The sequence below is a fragment of the Flavobacterium sp. 22659 genome (genome assembly GCF_052044235.1).
Taxonomy (GTDB): domain Bacteria; phylum Bacteroidota; class Bacteroidia; order Flavobacteriales; family Flavobacteriaceae; genus Flavobacterium; species Flavobacterium johnsoniae.
In genome coordinates this window covers 109,052-128,531 of record NZ_JBQEMU010000004.1, presented here as the reverse complement: position 1 = coordinate 128,531, position 19,480 = coordinate 109,052, and the positions used below count along the sequence as shown (strand labels likewise).

The 19,480-nt window shown below is 33.3% G+C and carries 17 protein-coding genes and 2 pseudogenes; 4 read left to right on the top strand and 15 right to left on the bottom strand.

Translation table 11 applies throughout. The annotated features are described in order from the left end of the window. Positions 1–55: 55 nt before the first annotated feature. The 3 genes from ACTJIW_RS06095 to ACTJIW_RS06085 all read right to left on the bottom strand — a co-directional run bounded on the left by ACTJIW_RS06095 (position 56) and on the right by ACTJIW_RS06085 (position 3,712). Positions 56–382 carry a membrane protein gene (locus tag ACTJIW_RS06095; protein ID WP_012024514.1) on the bottom strand — a complete coding sequence of 109 codons (327 nt, stop codon included), beginning with the start codon at positions 380–382 and terminating at the stop codon, positions 56–58. A gap of 4 nt (positions 383–386) precedes the next feature. Further along, positions 387–1,637 carry a dihydroorotase gene (locus tag ACTJIW_RS06090; protein WP_440714972.1) on the bottom strand — a complete coding sequence of 417 codons (1,251 nt, stop codon included), beginning with the start codon at positions 1,635–1,637 and terminating at the stop codon, positions 387–389. Positions 1,638–1,783: 146 nt separating this feature from the next. Further along, positions 1,784–3,712, bottom strand: a complete 1,929-nt coding sequence (locus ACTJIW_RS06085) for a BatA domain-containing protein (RefSeq protein ID WP_440714973.1) — start codon at positions 3,710–3,712, stop codon at positions 1,784–1,786. Positions 3,713–3,966: 254 nt separating this feature from the next. Between ACTJIW_RS06085 and ACTJIW_RS06080 the strand changes: the two genes are divergently transcribed. Further along, positions 3,967–5,079 carry a lactonase family protein gene (locus ACTJIW_RS06080; protein ID WP_440714974.1) on the top strand — a complete coding sequence of 371 codons (1,113 nt, stop codon included), beginning with the start codon at positions 3,967–3,969 and terminating at the stop codon, positions 5,077–5,079. Between the two features lie 117 nt (positions 5,080–5,196). On the opposite strand, the gene ACTJIW_RS06075 is transcribed toward ACTJIW_RS06080, so the two are convergent. The 4 genes and pseudogenes from ACTJIW_RS06075 to ACTJIW_RS06060 form a co-directional block, all read right to left on the bottom strand. Continuing rightward, on the bottom strand, positions 5,197–6,549 hold the full coding sequence (locus tag ACTJIW_RS06075; RefSeq protein ID WP_012024518.1) for a DEAD/DEAH box helicase: 1,353 nt from the start codon (positions 6,547–6,549) through the stop codon (positions 5,197–5,199). Positions 6,550–6,651: 102 nt separating this feature from the next. Then, on the bottom strand, positions 6,652–7,416 hold the full coding sequence (locus ACTJIW_RS06070) for a TIGR02757 family protein (RefSeq protein ID WP_012024519.1): 765 nt from the start codon (positions 7,414–7,416) through the stop codon (positions 6,652–6,654). A 14-nt stretch (positions 7,417–7,430) separates the two neighbouring features. Continuing rightward, positions 7,431–7,877: pseudogene (locus tag ACTJIW_RS06065) on the bottom strand (ABC transporter ATP-binding protein); the annotation flags it as partial. Between the two features lie 219 nt (positions 7,878–8,096). After that, positions 8,097–8,309 (bottom strand): annotated as a pseudogene (locus tag ACTJIW_RS06060) (ATP-binding cassette domain-containing protein); the annotation flags it as partial. A 228-nt stretch (positions 8,310–8,537) separates the two neighbouring features. Between ACTJIW_RS06060 and ACTJIW_RS06055 the strand changes: the two are divergent. After that, complete coding sequence (locus tag ACTJIW_RS06055; RefSeq protein ID WP_440714975.1) at positions 8,538–8,837, top strand: hypothetical protein; 300 nt, start codon at positions 8,538–8,540, stop codon at positions 8,835–8,837. A 54-nt stretch (positions 8,838–8,891) separates the two neighbouring features. Here ACTJIW_RS06055 and ACTJIW_RS06050 read toward each other — a convergent pair whose 3' ends face one another. From ACTJIW_RS06050 to ACTJIW_RS06015, 8 genes are all read right to left on the bottom strand, one after another. After that, on the bottom strand, positions 8,892–11,651 hold the full coding sequence (locus ACTJIW_RS06050; RefSeq protein WP_440714976.1) for a T9SS type A sorting domain-containing protein: 2,760 nt from the start codon (positions 11,649–11,651) through the stop codon (positions 8,892–8,894). Positions 11,652–12,051: 400 nt separating this feature from the next. After that, positions 12,052–12,369 (bottom strand): DUF6787 family protein, encoded by a 318-nt coding sequence (locus ACTJIW_RS06045; protein WP_440714977.1) that lies wholly within the window; start codon positions 12,367–12,369, stop codon positions 12,052–12,054. A gap of 31 nt (positions 12,370–12,400) precedes the next feature. Continuing rightward, entirely contained in the window at positions 12,401–12,835 is a 435-nt protein-coding gene (locus ACTJIW_RS06040; RefSeq protein ID WP_073409692.1) for a DUF6146 family protein, read from the bottom strand. 179 nt (positions 12,836–13,014) lie between these two features. Continuing rightward, on the bottom strand, positions 13,015–13,578 hold the full coding sequence (locus ACTJIW_RS06035) for a DUF937 domain-containing protein (RefSeq protein ID WP_440714978.1): 564 nt from the start codon (positions 13,576–13,578) through the stop codon (positions 13,015–13,017). Between the two features lie 119 nt (positions 13,579–13,697). Beyond that, positions 13,698–14,087: a hypothetical protein gene (locus ACTJIW_RS06030; protein ID WP_440714979.1), complete on the bottom strand. Its 390-nt coding sequence runs from the start codon at positions 14,085–14,087 to the stop codon at positions 13,698–13,700. Positions 14,088–14,184: 97 nt separating this feature from the next. Beyond that, positions 14,185–15,135, bottom strand: coding sequence for a D-2-hydroxyacid dehydrogenase (locus ACTJIW_RS06025; RefSeq protein WP_073409695.1), 951 nt, complete (start codon positions 15,133–15,135; stop codon positions 14,185–14,187). Between the two features lie 249 nt (positions 15,136–15,384). After that, a complete protein-coding gene (gene serC, locus ACTJIW_RS06020) occupies positions 15,385–16,455 on the bottom strand; it encodes a 3-phosphoserine/phosphohydroxythreonine transaminase (RefSeq protein WP_073409696.1) in 1,071 nt (356 codons plus the stop codon). 105 nt (positions 16,456–16,560) lie between these two features. Continuing rightward, on the bottom strand, positions 16,561–17,625 hold the full coding sequence (locus ACTJIW_RS06015) for an acyl-CoA reductase (RefSeq protein WP_440714980.1): 1,065 nt from the start codon (positions 17,623–17,625) through the stop codon (positions 16,561–16,563). 149 nt (positions 17,626–17,774) lie between these two features. Between ACTJIW_RS06015 and ACTJIW_RS06010 the strand changes: the two genes are divergently transcribed. After that, positions 17,775–18,125 (top strand): 4Fe-4S dicluster domain-containing protein, encoded by a 351-nt coding sequence (locus ACTJIW_RS06010; RefSeq protein ID WP_012024530.1) that lies wholly within the window; start codon positions 17,775–17,777, stop codon positions 18,123–18,125. Between the two features lie 170 nt (positions 18,126–18,295). Next, positions 18,296–19,456 (top strand): hypothetical protein, encoded by a 1,161-nt coding sequence (locus tag ACTJIW_RS06005; protein WP_121361717.1) that lies wholly within the window; start codon positions 18,296–18,298, stop codon positions 19,454–19,456. Positions 19,457–19,480: the final 24 nt, after the last annotated feature.

Here is a 19,480-nt window from a genome sequence, read left to right as displayed (position 1 = left end):
ATTTATACGCTGATTTGAACAGATTTATTTTTTGGAAGTTCAAAATCCCGAATATTTATCCAATAGATTTAAACCATTTTTGAAATACATTTCCAACTAAAGGAATTGGTCTCATCTGGCCTTGAATAGCGCTGAAAATCCCATATGTCCAAAGAATCGAAATACAGATCCACATTGGGAAAGTGATATAAAAGCTGTCAAAATTGCTGATGATCGCTCCAAAAGAAATAAAAGTCAGTGATAAACCTAAAGCCTGGCGAATGTGAAAAGACGCAAAACTGTTTTTATTTTCAGAATTCATAGACATTGCAATCAAAACGCCAATAATTAAAATATAACTGGTAATAGCGATTGATTTTCCCTCTTCTATTGTATTGTTCATTGTATTATTTTGTAACAAGTTGATTTTGATTTAAAATTCCGTACACAGAACCTTTAAGTTCAGTTCCTAAAAAAGCAGAATTTTTAGATTTTGAAAGAATGTTTTCTTTCGTAAAAGTTGACTTACCTTCGGTTGTAAATAAAGTGATATTTGCTTTTGATCCTTCTTGAATAGTGTGATTTTCAAGACCAAAAACCATTCTTGCTGCAGTTAGTTTTGCAACTATCGTTTCAACTGGTAAAATGGTTAATAATGCTCCAAAAGCACTTTCTAAACCAATTGTTCCGTTTTTGGCTGTATCAAATTCCATTTTTTTGAATTCAATATCAATTGGGTTGTGGTCAGAAGTGATCATGTCGATAGTTCCATCGGCGATTCCGTTTAGTAAAGCCTGTCTGTCAACCTCAGTTCTTAATGGCGGCGTAACTTTAAAACGAGTATCAAAACCGTCTAGTTTTTCATCGGTTAAAACCAAATGGTGTACAGATGCGCTTGCTGTTACATTTAAGCCTTTAGCTTTAGCTTCTCTAATTAATTCTACCGATTTTGCTGTTGAAATAGTTGGAATGTGAAGTTTTCCGCCTGTATATTCCAATATAAACAAGTTTCTTGAAATTTGCAGTTCTTCGGCTAGATTTGGAATTCCTTTTAAACCTAATCTTGTAGAAACGATTCCTTCGTTTGCAACGCCGTTTCCTTTAATATTCGGGTCTTGTGAATAAGCAATTACCAATCCGTCAAAATCTTGTACATACTGCAAAGCGATCTTTAGGATATTAGCGTTGTCGATACTTTTGTTATAATCTCCAAAAGCGATTGCGCCGGCGTTTTTCATATCAAAAAGTTCTGCCATATCTTTTCCTTCACTTGCTTTAGTTAAAGCTCCAATTGGGAAAATTTCTGTCGCAAAATCATTTGCTTTGTTTTTTACAAAACTTACCTGCGACTGGTTGTCGATAACAGGTAAGGAGTTTGGCTGTAAACCAATTGCTGTAAAACCGCTTTTTGCGGCAACGTTAAGTCCGTTTGCAATGGTTTCTCTGTCTTCGTAACCAGGTTCTCCAAGAGAAACACTGCTGTCAAACCATCCCTGAGAAACATACAGATCATCAAATCGAACTATTTCGGCACCATCATCGGGAAGAGAAACTCCTATTTTTTCTATTAAACCATCTGCAATTAAAAGATCAACGGTCTGGTTGTGAAACGGACTTTTTGAGTCGATAATTTTGGCGCTTTTGATGATTATTTTCATATGTAAATATTTTTTTGTCGTAAAATGATTTCTGTAAAAAGTAAAATTATTTTTAAAACATTAGTGCTTAATTTTTTTGAACCATGAAGAATTAAGTTAATAAAGAGAAAGCTTAATATTCTTAATGTTCTTTAATGGTGAAAAAATTATTTTACAAATTTTATAATTGCCATTTCTAATGCTAAAAATAACAGTGCAAAGATAACAAACCATTTCCAAATTTGACTGTCGGTACGCTCAGTTTGTAAGGTGTTAAAAATGGTCGAAATCGTATCGGCAGTTTTAAAATCAGAAACTACATTTGTGTTTACCTTACTCAAATCACTTTCGGTTCTTTTATAATTAAAACTCAAATTTTCAACCCATTCTTTTTTATCAAAAATGCTGTAATTTCCAGCTGTTTCAGGGAAATCATTAAACGTTAATTTGACTTTGTTGTTCAAAATCTGCTGAATCGGAATAAACGAATCTTCAGTTCCTTTTACTTCCAAAATAGCATCTTTTGTCAATAAAACATCAACAAAATAAGGCTGGTTATTTCCAATTGTCAAGGCATTTACACCAGTTTTTTGATTATGCTGTGCTATTTTGTAAAACAACGGTACAATTAGAGGCGATTGCTGAAAATTTGAATTTGAGGCATTTATAGGAGCCGAAAAAACTGTAATTCCAGCTGTAGGATTTTGAACTGCCGTTACAAATGCACTTTGATCTTCATAAGATAAAACAGCCGGATATGGGCTTGAAATATCAAATGAACTATTTGTTTTTGGATATTGAAAATTTGTAATTTTATTTTCGAAAACACCAGAAAATAACGGATGATCAAAATTAATTTTGGTAATGAGTTTACTTTCTGTTTTTAGATTGTTAAACTGAACTTTTCCAAAATTTCCTAAAAACGAATTTAGATTTGAAACTGAAGTTTTTTCAGAAGGAATTACAACTAAATTACCGCCTTTTGAAACAAATGCTTTTAAAGTGGTCTGCAAAGCCTGCGGAATTTCAGCTAATTCGTTTAAGATTATCGTATTTTGTTTCTCTAAACTGTTGTAATCCAGAGAACTGATAGAGTAATTGTTGTAATTGAATTCGGCAGAAGTATAAATTCTTGATAAGAAATTACTTTTTTCAGGTTCGCCAATGCTGATTACGTTTGTTTTTTTGTTTTTAGAAATGCTGAAAAACAATTTATTATCGTAAGTCAAACCATTGTCTTCTATTGAAACATAACCATGAAAAGCTTCTTTTGGAATCGTGAAGCTGATTTTCTTTTTCTTTGTATCAAAATTTATGATTGTTTTGGCAATCAGTTTGTTTTGATTGTATAATGCTGTAGAAATGGGCTTGAAATCTTCTCCGTAGCCTGATAAATCAACACCAATTTCGTAGAAATTCTCTAAAGTCTGATTAATGTAAACGCTGTCAATAGACACATTGTTTTTTTGTTCAGCTTCGGGAATTATGAAATAAGGTTTTTCTCCAGTGTCAATATTTTTAATATCATTTTCAGTTAAGCCAACTGCATCAGAAATAATTACAATATCTTTATTATATGCAGATTTGTGCGCTTTTACTTTTGCCATAATCGACGAAAGTTCAAATGGCGCGGCACTGTATTTTAAATTCTGTAAAGAACTTTTTACTGATTTAATATCTGTATTCCAGTAGTTTTCGGTATTTGTAAGTAATGAAAACTGAGCAGTTTCGGGCGTGTTTTCGAGTAATTCCTGAACGGCACGTTTTAATAATTCTCCTTTTTTGCCTTTTGCCTGCATGCTAAACGAATTGTCTAAAATAATGTACATTTCGTTTGAGGCATTTTTGCTGTCTTTCGCCTCAAAAAAAGGCTGTGCAAAAGCGATTATAGCACAGGTAAGCAGTAAAATACGAGTGGCAAGCAATAAACGTTTTTTGATTTTAGAACTTTTACGGGTTTGTATTGCAAGTTCTTTTAAGAAACGAACATTGGTAAAATAAGAAGTTTTAAAACGTCGTAATTGAAATAAATGAACCAAAATTGGAACAATCAATAAAAACAGAAAGTATAGAATTTCGGGGTGTTTAAAGTGCATTCTGGCTTCGATTTACTTCGCTACGTTTTATTTTTCGCGAAGATGCAGGTCAAAAATACAAATTAAAAATTATTTAAACCATATAAGTTTATATAAGAGAGCAAGGAAAGTTTAGAATGAAATTAAAATAGGTTTATATAACTTGTACGTTGAAAAAAAGCACAGAAATGTAACTTTTGTAATTTCTTTTGTAACAAAGAAACTATTTCTAAAAGATTTTAATGTGTATTTTAGCTATTCAAAAAAAACAAACTATGAAAAAAATATATCTTGTATTATTTTCTGCTTTAGCTTTCACAACGGCAAAAGCGCAGAATAAATTTAACCTATTGGTTGGAACCTACACCAATACATGCCAGAGCAACGGAATTTACGTTTACGAATTTGATGCTTCATCTGGTGATTTTAAATTGAAGAAATCTTCTGAGAGTGTGGTAAGTCCAAGTTATTTATCAGTATCAGCAGATAATAAATTTATTTATGCTGTAAACGAAAACGGAAGCCATAGTACTGTAAGTGCCTTTAGTTATGATTCTGCTTCGGGAAAAATTAGTTTATTAAATAAAAATGATGCTTTAGGAGCAGATCCGTGTCATTTAATTAATGACGATAAAAATGTAATTGCAGCCAATTATTCCGGCGGAAGTATTGTTGTTTATAAAAAGAATGCAGACGGAAGTATTTCAGAGGTACAGCAGCTGATTCAGCATGAAGGAAAAGGTCCAAATGCTGCACGTCAGGAAAAAGCACACGTACACATGGTTACTTTTTCTCCGGATAAAAAGTTTGTTTTGGTAAATGATTTAGGATTGGATAAAATTTTTATTTATAAATATAATCCAGTTTCTAAAAATGAAATTCTGACTTTAAAAAGCAGTGTTGATGTAAAACCAGGAAGCGGTCCAAGACATTTGACTTTTAGTAAAGACGGGAAATTTGTTTATCTGGTTCAGGAATTAGATGGAACGCTTACTTCTTTTAGTTATGATAAAACCGGAAGTTTAAAGCAAATTGCAGAAACAAGTATTCTTCCAAAAGATTTTAAAGGCGGAACGGGAGCAGCTGCGATAAAAATTTCTCCTGACGGAAACTTTTTATATGTTTCTGATCGTGTAGATGCAAATTCGATTACAGTTTATAAAATTCTTAAAACCGGAAGTATTGAACAGGTAGAACAGCAAAGTACTTTAGGAAAAGGCCCAAGAGATTTTGCTATTGATCCAACTGGAAATTATCTTTTAGTGGGACATCAATACACAAATGATATTGTAATTTTTAAAAGAGATATCACAACAGGAAAACTTACTGATACTGGAAAAAGAATTCAATTGTGTTCGCCTGTTGGATTGGTTTTTACGAAAATATAGTTTTTAAAGGTTAAAAGTAACAAAGGCTCAAAGGTACAGAGGTTTATAACTGTACTTTTGAGCCTTTTTTATTACTTTGTCACTTTGTTCCTTTGAACCTTTGTAACTAAAAAAAAGTTACTTATTATTTTTTTTCTTCTTCTCATTTCTCGTTTTCAGCATATTTCTATTAACTGATCCGTGCGTTTTCTTTTTGGTTTTTGAAGGACCGCCCAGATTAATTTTTTGATTCTTCTTAGATTTTTCGTGAAAAGCACCGTCACCTTCAAGTTTGGGTTTTTTCAATAAAAACTTTCTTGGCAGTTTATCTTTTTCAGCTTCAATCAATTTTTCAGAAATTTCTACTTCTTCAGGAAAATCAGAAATTTTAAGTTCCTGATCCATTAAAAGTTCAGTTTCAATTTTGAATTCTTCTTCTCTTGGTGTAACAAAACTAATAGCAGTTCCAGTTGCATCTGCACGACCTGTACGACCAATTCTGTGCATATACAATTCAGGTTCTTCCGGAAGTTCGAAGTTAATTACGTGAGTGATATTCGAAATATCCAAACCTCTTGCCATAACGTCGGTTGTAATTAAACCGCGAAGGTTTCCTTCCTGAAATTCAGCCATTGTGCTCAAACGGTAATTTTGAGATTTATTAGAGTGGATAACACCAAACTGACCTTCAAAAAGCTCATCAATACGATTGAAAAGCATATCCGAAATTTTTTTGTTGTTTACGAAAACCAAAATACGATTCATACTTTCGTCTGTTTCTAATAAATGTTTCAGCAAATTTACTTTTGTATTGAAGTTTGGTACATTATAAGTAAACTGTGTAATTTTTTCAAGCGGTGTTCCAGATGGTGCTAATGTTACTTCTTCCGGGAAATCAAAATAATCATTTAAGATATCATCAACTTCATCTGTCATCGTTGCCGAGAACAGAATGTTTTGACGTTTGGTTTTCATCATTGCAAAAAGTGAAGTCAGCTGTGGTCTGAAACCTAAATTCAGCATTTCGTCAAACTCGTCGATTACTAATTTTTGAGTTTCGTCAAAACGAACGACAGCATCAAGTGCTAAATCCATTGTACGTCCTGGTGTTCCAACCAAAATGTCGACACCTTCGTAAACGGCTTTTTTTTGTGTATTGATGTTTACACCGCCATAAATACCCAAAGTTTTAACCGACATATATTTGGTCAGCTTTTCTACTTCTTCAACCACCTGAACTACTAATTCGCGGGTTGGTACAAGCACTACGATTTTTGGCGTATTGGTATGGGTAAATTTATATAGTTTTAAAAGAGGCAGTAAATAAGCAAAAGTTTTACCGGTTCCGGTTTGTGCAATTCCCATCATATCGCGTCCAGACATGATTACAGAAAAAGATTTTTCCTGAATAGGAGTAGGCGTAACAAACCCTAATTCGTCAACTGCTTTTTGTAATGATTTTGGAAGATTGAATTTTTCGAAAGTGCTCATTTGCATTAAATTTTGTGCAAATGTACATTAAAATGGCGGTTAGATCACTAAAATTTTCGAATCATCTAATAATTTGTAATGATAATTATTTGATTTTCAATTTTAAAACCCTTCAAAAACACCTAAACCAAACAAAGCAAAATCATACTTTACAGGATCTGCAGCGTCCATTTTGCGGAGTTTTTTGTCTAATTCTGCCAAAGCTTTTGCGTCGTTTTGTTTTCGTTCTAAAATGCCCAATTTTCTTGCTACATTTCCGGAATGTACATCAAGCGGACATGATAAAACTGCTGGTGAAATGCTTTTCCAGATTCCTAAATCGACTCCTTTTGTGTCCTGGCGAACCATCCAGCGCAGGTACATATTAATGCGTTTTGCTGCCGAATTATTCAACGGATCTGAAATGTGTTTTTGAGTTCGGGCTAAATGATCTGTTTCAAAAAATATTTTTTTGAATTCGCTGATGCTTTTCTGCAGACTGTCTTTTTCCTGATTTTTAGCAAAAACAGCTTCAAGTCCGTTGTGGTTTTGATAAATATGCTTTAAGCCTTTTATAAATCCTCCAAAATCTTTTCCGTTGAAAGTACGGTGAACAAACGTTTCTAAATCGGCTAAATTATCTTCAGAATGTGACATAACGAAATCGTAAGGCGTATTGCCCATTAATTCCATCATTTTATGTGAATTCTTGATGATCATTTTACGGTTTCCCCAAGCGATTGAAGCACTAAGAAAACCTGCAATTTCAATGTCTTCTTTTTGAGAAAATAAATGTGGAATCTGAACAGGATCACTTTCTATAAAATCCTGATTGTTATATTGTATGACTTTCTCGTCGAGAAATTCTTTGAGTTCTTTTTGATTCATTTTGATGGGAATGCTTAATTGCTAATCTGGCCGTCGACCATGATTAATTTTCTATCAGCCATATTGGCTAATTCCTCATTGTGGGTTACGATTACAAAAGTCTGTCCGAATTCGTCACGAAGCTGAAAAAACAACTGATGTAAATTTTCTGCAGAATGGGTATCCAGATTTCCAGACGGCTCATCGGCAAAAATAACATCGGGTTTGTTAATTAAGGCTCTTGCAACAGCTACACGCTGCTGTTCTCCGCCCGAAAGTTCGTTTGGTTTATGGTTAATTCGATGTGACAAACCTAAATATTCTAAGATTTTTTTTGCTTCTTTTTCGGTTTCTGCTTTTGGTTTATTAGCCATAAAAGCGGGAATACAAACGTTTTCTAAGGCAGTAAATTCAGGGAGTAACTGGTGAAACTGGAAAATGAATCCGAGATTTAAATTTCTAAAATCAGATAGTATTTTGTCTTGCTTGCTTTTCTTTTTAAAATATCTGTTATAATAAACAAGCATTGAAATTATAGGTAAAAATAAAGCTGTAACTACTACTATGCGTAAGGTATCGTCGAAAATTTTAGTTTTAAAAAACAATAAATAAACAGCCAGAATAATGATATAAAGAGAACCTGCCCAGGTTATGATTTTAAAGGTTTTTTCTTGCTTTGAATTATCGTTTTCAATATCCTGCAGTTTTAAAATGTTTTCTCCATTTATGGTTAACGATGAATCTGGGTTTCTTTCAGGTTTATCCAGTGTTCCTAGAATTTGCAGTAAAGTTGTTTTTCCGGCTCCGGAAGCGCCGACAATCGAAACAATTTCGCCTTTTTTAATATGTAAATCAACTCCTTTTAAAACCTCAAGTTTGTCGTAGAATTTATGTATGTTTTTTGCGTGTATCATTTAGTGAAACTGTTTTTACAAAGAAACGAAGATTATAATTATAATCAAATTGCAATATTTTAAATTCCAAAACTTTGGCTTTGTTTCAATTTAAATTTAAAATCAGAAATCTGTATTTAAAAAAGGGTACGTTTATTGTATGGGAATTTAGAAATTAAATTTAATAATGAAATAAAACAGTTTTCGTGAATTATTTTTAATTTCGAATAAACTCAAATAAGACTTAAAATGCAGGACTTAAAGGTTATAGAAGATAACAGAATGTCAAAATTAATAATTGGGTTAATTTTGGACGGAATTGGTATGATTTCTTTTTCGATTCCGCTTCTTGGTGAATTTTCAGATGTAATCTGGGCACCTATTGCAGGTATTATTATGTCCAAAATGTATAAAGGCAGAGTAGGGAAAGTAGCCGGAGTTTTGACTTTTCTTGAGGAGATACTTCCGTTTACGGATATAATACCTTCTTTTACCCTGACATGGATTTATACTTATTTTTTTCAAAGAGAAAACAATGACTCATTTTAGAGTTTGAATATAAAAGAAGGCCTTTTCAATTAATTGAAAAGGCCTTCTTTGTTTTTACTGTACTATAATTTTTTTAACGTGTAGTACTTTTTTATTATTTGGATTGGAAACTTTTAAGATATAAACACCTTTTTCTCGAAGATGAATATTTTCTGTAGTTTTTCCGTTTATGTTGCGTTTTTGAACTTCTTTCCCTAATACATCATAAATTTTAAGATCTGCTTTTTCAATTTCATTATCTAGTAAAACAGAAAAATTCCCGTTAGTTGGCACCGGCCAGACTTTAAAACTGTCGGCAGTTTTTTTATTATTTTCTTTTACAGATAAAGTAGAATAGCCGCTTAGAATATTTACTTTTCTGGTCATTGTACCGCCTTCAGTATCGATTACTGTAAAGTTAAAAGAAGCTAATCCTTTGGCAGATGGAGTAAATGCAACAGTATCTGTATTTAATACGGCATTTCCGTTTACTATATCTGAAATGCTGTATGAAACACCGCTGGTAAATCCTCTGGATAGTTTTTGAATATTAATATCAATTTTATTTCCGTCTGTCGATTCGTAATGAGGCAGCGACATCCATTGTAAATAATTGTCAAGGTTGGTATAACCGTCCTGATCAGCATCGGCATTTGAATCTGAGAAATCACCTGTGGCAGAGTTTACATTGGTGCCAATGATATTTTCCCACCAATTTGGCAGTCCGTCCTGATCAGTGTCCCAATCTTCATTTCTATTTACAACCGGATAATCTTCATAACCGCCAACATCTGCTTCATTATCCGGAAATCCAGGTTTATTAGTTACACTTCCTCGTATTGAATATGTTCCGTTTAAGGTTTCAGAGATTATTCTTTGATCGTGTTCGTCAAATTCAGGCTGAACGCATCCAACATCAGAAAGAACAATTTTATAGGCATTTTTAGCTGATTGGGTAGTTACATAAGAAGGGAAAAACGGTGTGTTTACAAAATTTTCGTAAGAAACTGTTATTCCGGAAGCTTTTCTTCCTGCAGTCTGACTGCTTTCGTCAAAATAGCCTGGCATTACATTACCGTTAAAATAACATTGCTGCATTCCGGTTCCCACGCCTTCATTTTGCTGGTTAAACGCCACAAATATTTTTGATCCGGCACCAGGTTTATAATAGTTGTTTACAAAATTTACTTCTTTAGTACCGCCGTCAGTTGTTCTGCTTCCCCAATTATAAACAACATTGTTTGTAATGTCCATTTTTCCAGTATAAGCACCGCTTCCGTCAAGTCCGCCTCCTAAACTCCAGTTACGGCCATAACAGTGCGCTAAAAGATTATGATGAAAACTTCCAATGTCACCTCCTATGGTAGCGGCATAACCATGTTCTGTTCCGGCAGGATAATTTTGATGACCAGCGGCATTTAATGCTTCAGATATTAAGGTTCTTTGAAAAGTAATGTTTTTACCAGAACGTGAACTGAAAGCTTCGTCGATTGTCCAGCTTATTGAGCAGTGATCTATTATACTGTGATCTGCTCCGGTTAAACCCATTCCGTCAAAAGTAGGGCCACCCCCAACACGAACACGAATATTTTGAACTACTGCATCATTTCCGGTCACGCCAAAAGGAGCTGATTTTATACAAATACCTTTACCCGGAGCAGTCTGACCGGCAACCGTAACATAAGGCTGGCTTAAAACCAAACGTGAAGTAAGCTGAATAATTCCCGAAGTACTAAATACAATTGTTCTTGGACCAATGTCATTGGTTACGGCTTCACGTAAACTTCCCGGACCGCTGTCGTTTAAATTGGTTACGACAACGACTTTTCCGCCTCTTCCGCCTCGTGCAAAACGACCGTAACCTTCTGCGTCAGGAAAAGCAAGCTGTGCAGGACGAAAACGCCATAAATTGCCTTTTTCTACTGCATTGTTTGCTAAAACTTCGTCAATTCTCCAATAATAGGTTGTTCCGGTATAAAGTCCGTTAACCTGAAAAGTGGTATTGGCTAAACTTTGATTTCCTTTATATTCCGGTGATGATGTTGTGGCGGCCTCAACAGCTGCAGGATCTGTTCCGAAATAAACATTGTGCGATAAAGCATTTGCAGCAGCTGTCCATCCTAAAACCCGATTTTTTGAAGTTAATTCAACATGCTCATCGTTATGTTTTGGCGAAGGATTTGTTGCCTGATAAAAAATGTTTGGAGTATTTAATTCGAAACCATTTAAAATAAAGTTTTTTACATTTTCAGTTCCTGAAGTTTCAGCAGCAAATAAGAAAACTACATCGGTATCCGCATTTGCCTGAAATTTCAAATAGGTAGATTTAGCATCGGCTGTTTTTGTGGCTCTTACACTAGGAATTAAATTATCGACTACTAAGCTGCCGTCTATAGAAATGTCAATTGGGCTAAAGGTGTTGGTTGTTGGACTGTCTACAGCATTAAAAAAAGCTAATAAAGTGTGCTGTCCGGGAGCTAGTCCTGATATTCTAAGTTCAATTTGAGCACCCAGATTTGCGGTGTTCCCTTTTACTGTAAGTCCGTCGCAGACTAACCGGGCATAATAAGGAGCCTGTATTCCGGCTTTATACCAGTTGGTTCCCAGGGCATCTCCGTTATTTCCAACTCTCGTAACGGTAAAGGTTACTCCATTTTCAGTATAAGTGCTGGTATTTCCTGATCCTATTACCCAAGCGGTGTAATCAGGTTCGTTGACTTCGGCTTTTGGTCGGCCGGATTGGTCAAAATCAATTTTTACTACAGGATTTTGTGCAAAAAGTGCAGTAAATGTCATTGTAAGGCAGGCTAATGCCATTACATAACGTAATTTCATAGAGCTTTTAGACATAATGTTTTAGGTTAGTTAAGTAAAATCTAGGTTACTCTTTGTCATAAAATTATTTGTTTTCTAAATGTTGAAAATGATAATATTGGTCAGATATTACGTGTTGATTTAGAAATAACTCTATGATTATGAGTAATGTAAATATTGGGAATACTTAAAATAAAACTATCCTGCACTATCCTGTGAAAATGTGTTTTTTACACTTAATTGCATTTGTTTTTTAGTAAAGTGTACTTTTGTCTTAATTTTTTGCTTATTTATTTTTTGGAAACCAAATGAGAGAAAAGCAGAAAAGGGCAGGAATGAAGGTATCTTGTATACAATTGGGGATGAAAAATGAAATAGAAATGGAAATGAAAAAACAGGAAATTAGAAATGAAAAATGATTTTAATTTTTAGAGATATCATTTTTAAATAAAAATCCTAATCCCATATTTTTGAGCATTTTCTTTTCAAAGTTCCAGAAGAATTTAAACTGTCCAAAAACGGTTCCAATTGCAACCAGTAAAACCTGATAAATAGGAAAAATAATTATTAAACGAATTAAGGTAAACCAGCCTCCAAAATCTTCTTTAGTAATACCCAGCCAAACGCAGAATGGTTTAGACAGCCAGGCAGAAGCTGATCCAGTGATAGCAAAAACGGTAAGTATAATAATGGCTTGTAAATTTGAGGTAATTCCCCAGCGTTTTTTTAATCTATTCATTGTTATTTGTAATGATTACAAATATAGTATATTATCTTGAAGGAACGTTACCCCAAAGCTTTTGTTTGTAAGTATTTTGAAAATAAATCATATAATTATAAATTAGATAATTTACTTCATATCCGTAATGAATGTCTGGTCTGTAGTTTATTGACATTTCGTATAAATTTGGATTATAACGCTGCGGCTGTAAGACACGATTATTCCATTCTGTTACGTACAAATAGTTTTTATTTTCAAGGTATTGCAAAGAATAATAATTTCTTGGGTATGCTCTTGATGCAAGCCAGGTGCTAAAACCATTATCGATAATTATTACTTCATATTCAAGAGAATCATTTGCAATTCTAACCGTATCGTTTATTTTTTTTGCCGAAGCAGTATCACTACTGGCAATAGTCTGCGAGGTTGTCGAACACGCAATTATAATAAGCAGAAGGATTAATATGGAAATATATTTTTTCATAACTTTTCTTGAAGATTTAAAGTTACGATTTATTGAGGAAAGAGAAATGTTATTTAACAGTTTGTAAAGAGGTTAGCTTATATAATCAAAAAAGCTGTTTGTTTTACAAACAGCTTTTTTGATTATTTATAAATGAGGCTAAACACTCAGTATCTTAGAATCTCAGCACATTAGTTACTTTATTTGCTTCCAAACAATTTACCAATAAATCCTGCAATACCGCCTTTACTTTTGGTAACTACAAGAACATCGGCAACATCTAGTTTTCCGTCGTTGTTTTGGTCAAGTCCAAATTGAACTCCATATTTTGAAATTGTATCCATAATTCCAGACGCTTGCGTACTGTTTCCAGAAATAGAATTGATTATATCTGAAATTTGAAAACTGCTGTCGTTTGGATCTTTTGCTTTATTAACCAGCGAGCCTAAAATCTGCGGAATTAAACTAGAAGCAACACCTGATGAAGCAGTACTGCTTAAACCAAATTTTTCTCCTAAATTTCCGGATAATTGTTGTGTGATCTGCTGTACAACAGGATTTGAACTGTCAATAGGTGAATTTCCATGAAATAATCCGGCAAGTTGTTCACCTCCGCCTTCTGAAGCAATTTTTTTTAAGCCTTCAAAAATAGAACTGCTGGTTTCATTTATTACGGCTTCGTTATGTTCATTTGGGACAGCGGCATTGTTTGTAACAGCATCGCCTCCATATTGCTGTACTAATTGGGTTAATTGTTCAAACATGATTTCGATAAATTAGGGATTAGAAATCAAATTTAGTCAAAAAAAGAAAGGGATTTAGCAAACGATGTTAATAAATGTTTTTCAAATAATTTATTTATAAGTAGTTATGTTTTTTTTGTCTACTTATTTGACTTTAAATAGGAATCAATAGTAAATATAGTTTTCGGTATTTTTACTCCGCACCAAGTGTTTATGTTTTCAGGATTAAATCCAGGACAATTATTAGTTTTCTTTTTAGGAAAAACCAGTACATCATTATTAAATTTGCTTAGGTTGTAATAATAATTAGTGCAATCTTCTCCATATCTCCATACATCACTTGAACCATCATTTTTTACAGTTTCTTTAAAAGTAAAAATTGAAGACTGCTTTGGTATAAAATATTCTTTTTCGATAATAAGCGAAAATGTATTTGCTAAGATAGTTGTGCAGTATAAAATAATTGTACCTGTTAATACTATCAAAAGGATAATCCATTTATAAACAGATTTTTTTGTATCAATTTTCATAATTACAAGATTGTGCGTCAAAACTAATTAAAAAGAAAGGGATTTACTGCAAATAAGCAGTAAATCCCTTTAATAGATTTATTTGTTTTTTTGATATTTAACTCAACAAAGTAATAATTTGTGAAGCTAATTCAGTACCAATTCTGTCTTGTGCTTCTCCTGTTGCAGCTCCAATGTGAGGAGTTAAAGAGATTTTAGAATGCATTAAGATTGCCATTTCTGGTTTTGGCTCACTTTCGAAAACGTCTAAACCAGCGAAAGCTACTTTTCCTGAATCTAAAGCTTTTACTAAAGCTACTTCATCAATAACACCGCCGCGAGCACAGTTTACAATTCCAACTCCGTCTTTCATGATTGCAAGTTCTTTTTCTCCAATGATGTAACCATCCTGAGCAGGAACGTGTAATGTAATGAAATCAGCTTCTTTAAATAAAGATTCTAAAGATTGAGAAACGATTGTAGTCGTGATAGACTGTCCGTCGAAAAATTCAACTTTTATGTCTACCTGAGGAATAAAGCTGTCAGCAGCGATAACTTTCATACCAAGACCAAGCGCCATTTTTGCAGTAGCTTGTCCGATACGTCCAATACCAACAATACCAAGAGTTTTTCCTCTTAATTCAACTCCGTTTGCATACGCTTTTTTCAAACCGTCAAAGTTAGAATCTCCTTCAAGAGGCATATTTCTGTTAGAATCATGTAAGAAACGAACACCAGAAAATAAGTGTCCAAATACCAATTCAGCAACAGATTCTGAAGATGAAGCAGGAGTATTAATTACATGAATTCCTTTGCTTTTAGCATAATCAACATCGATGTTATCCATACCAACACCACCACGTCCGATGATTTTGATACCAGGACAAGCGTCGATAATATCTTTACGAACTTTAGTCGCACTGCGCACTAAAATTACGTCTACATTATTTTCATTAATAAAGTTAGCTACTTGTTCCTGAGCTACTTTTGTAGTTATAACTTCAAATCCGCCTTTTTCTAAGGCTAGAATTCCACTTTTAGAAATTCCGTCATTTGCTAATACTTTCATTGTGTGTTTATTGTTTATTTGGTTAATCGTATAAAAGTTTAACTGTTTATTCGTTTAATTGTTTAATCGATGAACCAAGTATTATATTTTTTTTTTTTTGATTTAGGAGCTAATCCCGCTATTCGTTACAATCTTTTTTGTTTTTAAAGAAAAAACAAAAAAGGATTTCCACTTCTATCGGGGCTGGAATTTAAAGTTTCAATAAGTATTTTCGATTAAACAATTAACCGAATAACCGATTAAGCCTTTTTAAACTTTAGATTCCAATGCTTTCATTACATCAACTAAAACCTGAACACTTTCGATAGGCATAGCGTTGTAAATAGAAGCTCTGTAACCACCAACAGAACGGTGTCCCGGCAATCCAGAAATTCCTGCAGCTTTCCATAAAGCGTCAAAAGTTTCAGTATGCTCAGGGTTGTTTAATAAGAAAGTAACGTTCATTTTAGAGCGATCTTCTACATTAGCAGCACCTTTAAATAATGGGTTTCTGTCGATTTCAGCGTAAAGTAAATCTGCTTTTGCGTTGTTTAATTTTTCAACAGCAGCAATTCCGCCTTTAGCTTTAATCCATTGTAATGTTAGTAGTGAAACATATACAGCAAATACAGAAGGAGTATTGTACATACTTTCTGCTTTGATATGCTTAGCATAATCTAACATACTAGGAATTGTTCTTCCGTTTTTGCCTAAGATTTCTTCTTTAACCACAACAAGAGTTGTTCCTGCAGGTCCCATATTTTTTTGAGCTCCGGCATAGATTAAATCGAATTTAGAAAAATCCAATTCACGAGAGAAAATATCAGAACTCATATCGCACACTACTGGAATGTTAGTCGATGGGAATTCCTGCATTTGAGTTCCAAAAATAGTATTGTTGCTTGTACAGTGAAAATAATCAGCATCGGCTGGTATTTCGTATCCTTTTGGAATATAAGTATAATTGTCATCTTTTGAAGAGCCTACGATAACAGTTTCTCCAAAAAGTTTAGCTTCTTTAATAGCCGCAGTTGCCCACGTTCCTGAATCTAAATAAGCTGCTTTTCCGTTTTCTTTCATTAAGTTATAAGGAGCCATCAAGAATGCAGTACTTGCACCACCTTGTAAAAACAAAGCCTGATATCCTTTTCCCTGAAGTCCTAATAATTCTAAAGCCAGCGAACGAGCTTCATCCATAACAGCCACAAAATCTTTGCTTCGGTGCGAAATTTCAAGAATAGATAATCCTGAATCATTAAAATTTAAAACTGCTTTTGATGCTTTTTCAAAAACTTCCTGAGGTAAAATACTAGGTCCTGCGCTGTAGTTGTGTTTTTTCATGGTTGTTGTTAATAGTCGAAAAATTTGTCGAAAAATTTAAAGATGCAAATTTCGGTAATAGGAGCTGAAAAAGCGATAAATAATTCGAAATAATTAAACATTTTTTTACTTTGTTGTTAACAAAAACGTTATAGTATCAACGTTATCTGCATAATCCCACAATTGAGGATTTTGGGTCTGCCCAAACGAAACACTATTTTCGATTAAATTATTGCTTACGATGCATTGAATTTGTTCTTCCTCGGCTTTAAGGCGGGATTTTAAATCTTCAAGATTTTCGTAGTATTCAAAGAAAACGCTAGAAATAGGCGAGGCGTAGCTTGAATCTTCTTTTAAGGTAAGGAAACCATTATCGGTCAGTTTAAAATTACTCATTAAGAAAACCGCTTTATTATAATCGTAATTATTAGCGTATTTTTCATAATGTATAACGTCCTGATACTTAAAAACAGCCTGAAAGAAATTTTCAAAAGAATAGTCTTTAGGAACAAAAAGTTTAGAAACATTTCGGCATCCTAAACCAAAATATCTAAAAATATCTTCACCTAAAGCTTCTAATTCTTCTTTGGTTTCTTTTCCGTTTAAAACAGCTGCCGAATTTCTGTTTTTTCGAATAATCGAAGGTTTATCTTTAAAATAATATTCAAAATAACGAGCGGTATTGTTGCTTCCGGTAGCGATTACTGTGTCGAAATTTTCCAGTTTACCTTCCACGAAAGTGATTTTATCTTTTAAATTTTCATCAACAGCGATTAAATACTTAGCTAAAAACGGCAGTAAATGCTGATCGTTTGAAGAAGTTTTTACTAATGCTTTGTTTCCGGTAATTAAAACAGATAAAAAATCATGAAAACCAACTAACGGAATATTTCCGGCCAAAATCAAAGCAACAGTCTTTTCTTTTTGATTGGCGCTAAAATCATATTTAGAAATCCATTTGGTAATGTTTTCGTCTGTTAGAGCATCTGCCCATGATTTTACGGCAAAATAAACCTGCTCCGGTGTGTACCAGCCGTTATGGGACTGTGATAAATGTATAAGTTTTTCGAAATCATCAAAAAAGATATCATTGTATAAAACGTCAGACTTTCTTGCAGAAGCACCTTCAGAAAACTGACTTAAAAATTTTCCTAATTCAACAAAAACACTTTTTTTTGTTTCTAATGTCATAATGTTTGTTTATGAATTGTTTTGATTGTAATTTTGCACAAAAATAAGCATAATTAAGTCGAAAGTCAAAAGTCATAAAGTCAAAAGCTATGCTTGTCTTTATTTTGACTTTAGAACTTTAAGACTTTTAACCTTAAGATTAATAAACGATGGCAATAATTATAACTGACGAATGCATAAACTGCGGGGCCTGCGAACCAGAATGCCCAAATACAGCAATATATGAAGGAGCGGATGACTGGAGATATAAAGACGGAACAAGTCTTTCTGGAACTGTAATTTTACCTGACGGAACTGAAGTTGATGCAGATGATGCACAAACTCCAATTTCTGATGAAATTTATTATATCGTTCCAGGAAAATGTACAGAATGTAAAGGTTTTCATGATGAACCTCAATGTGCAGCTGTATGTCCTGTTGATTGTTGTGTGCCAGATGATAACCACGTAGAAGATGACGAAACTTTGTTAAACAGACAAGCGTTTCTGCACGGTGAATAATAAATCTTTTTGATTTAATGATATAGAAATCCTGAGTTTTACTCAGGATTTTTTTTACCCTGATATCAGGTATTTGTAAAAGTTAGTTTATTGATAACGAGTGTTTTATTTTTTAGGGTGTTGCTTTAATGTTAAAAAAACAATACTTTAGTTGAAAATTTAACAAGCTTATGAGGAGAAGTATACTTTTATTTTTTGTTTTGTTTAGTGTTGGTGTTTTCTCACAAAATGAAGAGTACTCTATTTTTGTGCGAGATATAGAAACGTTACTGCCTATCGAAAATGCTGCTGTTGTAATAATGAAAACCAAACAGATTTTATTAAGCAATGAAGAAGGTAAGGTAACTTTTATGCTTACGGGCGGTTCTAATGTTCAGGTTTCTCAAACGGATTATGAGGATGCGACTGTACGCTGGACATCATTAAATGGAGATCAAAAATTTGTTATTTATTTAAAGAGTAAAAACAATAAATTGGACGAAGTGGTTTTGTCCAGAGAAGATCCGGAAAAAATACTGCAGAAATTAGTTTCAAATTCTACCAAAAAAATCAGCATTTCGCATAGACAAAAAGTATATGTAAGGGAGTTTTTTATGCTCAATAATCAGTATTCTTATTATAATGACGGATTGGTTAATTTTCAATTCGATAAAAATAATAATGCAACCACTTTGCTTGTTGAACAAAACAGGTCATACGGATTGTTGGAAACTGATATAAGTGCTGACTTGAGAGGATATGATTTGAATAATATCATGAAAAATTATTCTGATTTTAAATATTTTGATCCGTTATTGGATTCAAAAACAAAAAAAGGATATGATTTTGTTATTAGAGGACACGCTAAAAATAAAGATTATTATGTAATGTATGTTACACCTCTTGATAAAGCGAAGGAAGCTGTAGATAATTTTGAGATTGTGTACGATCCTGTAAAAAAGCTTATTATGGGTTTTACAATAGATATTACGCCTCAAAATCTTGATAAAATTGAAGAGAAAACAACGGTAAACTCAAAAAACATTACAAAGTCTTCTGTAAAAGTCGATTATAGATTTGACGGACAGGATTATTATCTGCTGAATTCAAATGAAGAAATTGCCTATAACCTTATGTTAAAAGACGAGGTTAAGAAAATTCAGGTGAGAAATAGCTTTGTGACCACGAGTTTTAACAGACAGAATTTTACTTATAGTGAAAGCGATGTTTTTAAAGAGAAATCACTCTTTAATAAAAAGAATAAAATCTTGACAAATTATTGGGATATTTCGGGTTTTACAGCAACTGATGAAGAAAAAGCAATTGTAAATTCGTTAGAATTTAAGTTGTAATTGTAGACTTTTTTGTAAAATGTA

Bases quoted from the DNA above. Each gene is read 5' to 3' on its own strand.
- ACTJIW_RS06030 (WP_440714979.1), bottom strand. From the start codon at position 14,087: ATGAAAATTGATACAAAAAAATCTGTTTATAAATGGATTATCCTTTTG.
- ACTJIW_RS06005 (WP_121361717.1), top strand. From the start codon at position 18,296: ATGAGGAGAAGTATACTTTTATTTTTTGTTTTGTTTAGTGTTGGTGTT.
- ACTJIW_RS06035 (WP_440714978.1), bottom strand. From the start codon at position 13,578: ATGTTTGAACAATTAACCCAATTAGTACAGCAATATGGAGGCGATGCT.
- ACTJIW_RS06050 (WP_440714976.1), bottom strand. From the start codon at position 11,651: ATGAAATTACGTTATGTAATGGCATTAGCCTGCCTTACAATGACATTT.
- ACTJIW_RS06075 (WP_012024518.1), bottom strand. From the start codon at position 6,549: ATGAGCACTTTCGAAAAATTCAATCTTCCAAAATCATTACAAAAAGCA.
- ACTJIW_RS06045 (WP_440714977.1), bottom strand. From the start codon at position 12,369: ATGAATAGATTAAAAAAACGCTGGGGAATTACCTCAAATTTACAAGCC.
- ACTJIW_RS06085 (WP_440714973.1), bottom strand. From the start codon at position 3,712: ATGCACTTTAAACACCCCGAAATTCTATACTTTCTGTTTTTATTGATT.
- ACTJIW_RS06095 (WP_012024514.1), bottom strand. From the start codon at position 382: ATGAACAATACAATAGAAGAGGGAAAATCAATCGCTATTACCAGTTAT.
- serC (WP_073409696.1), bottom strand. From the start codon at position 16,455: ATGAAAAAACACAACTACAGCGCAGGACCTAGTATTTTACCTCAGGAA.
- ACTJIW_RS06090 (WP_440714972.1), bottom strand. From the start codon at position 1,637: ATGAAAATAATCATCAAAAGCGCCAAAATTATCGACTCAAAAAGTCCG.
- ACTJIW_RS06015 (WP_440714980.1), bottom strand. From the start codon at position 17,625: ATGACATTAGAAACAAAAAAAAGTGTTTTTGTTGAATTAGGAAAATTT.
- ACTJIW_RS06055 (WP_440714975.1), top strand. From the start codon at position 8,538: ATGCAGGACTTAAAGGTTATAGAAGATAACAGAATGTCAAAATTAATA.
- ACTJIW_RS06010 (WP_012024530.1), top strand. From the start codon at position 17,775: ATGGCAATAATTATAACTGACGAATGCATAAACTGCGGGGCCTGCGAA.
- ACTJIW_RS06040 (WP_073409692.1), bottom strand. From the start codon at position 12,835: ATGAAAAAATATATTTCCATATTAATCCTTCTGCTTATTATAATTGCG.
- ACTJIW_RS06070 (WP_012024519.1), bottom strand. From the start codon at position 7,416: ATGAATCAAAAAGAACTCAAAGAATTTCTCGACGAGAAAGTCATACAA.
- ACTJIW_RS06080 (WP_440714974.1), top strand. From the start codon at position 3,967: ATGAAAAAAATATATCTTGTATTATTTTCTGCTTTAGCTTTCACAACG.
- ACTJIW_RS06025 (WP_073409695.1), bottom strand. From the start codon at position 15,135: ATGAAAGTATTAGCAAATGACGGAATTTCTAAAAGTGGAATTCTAGCC.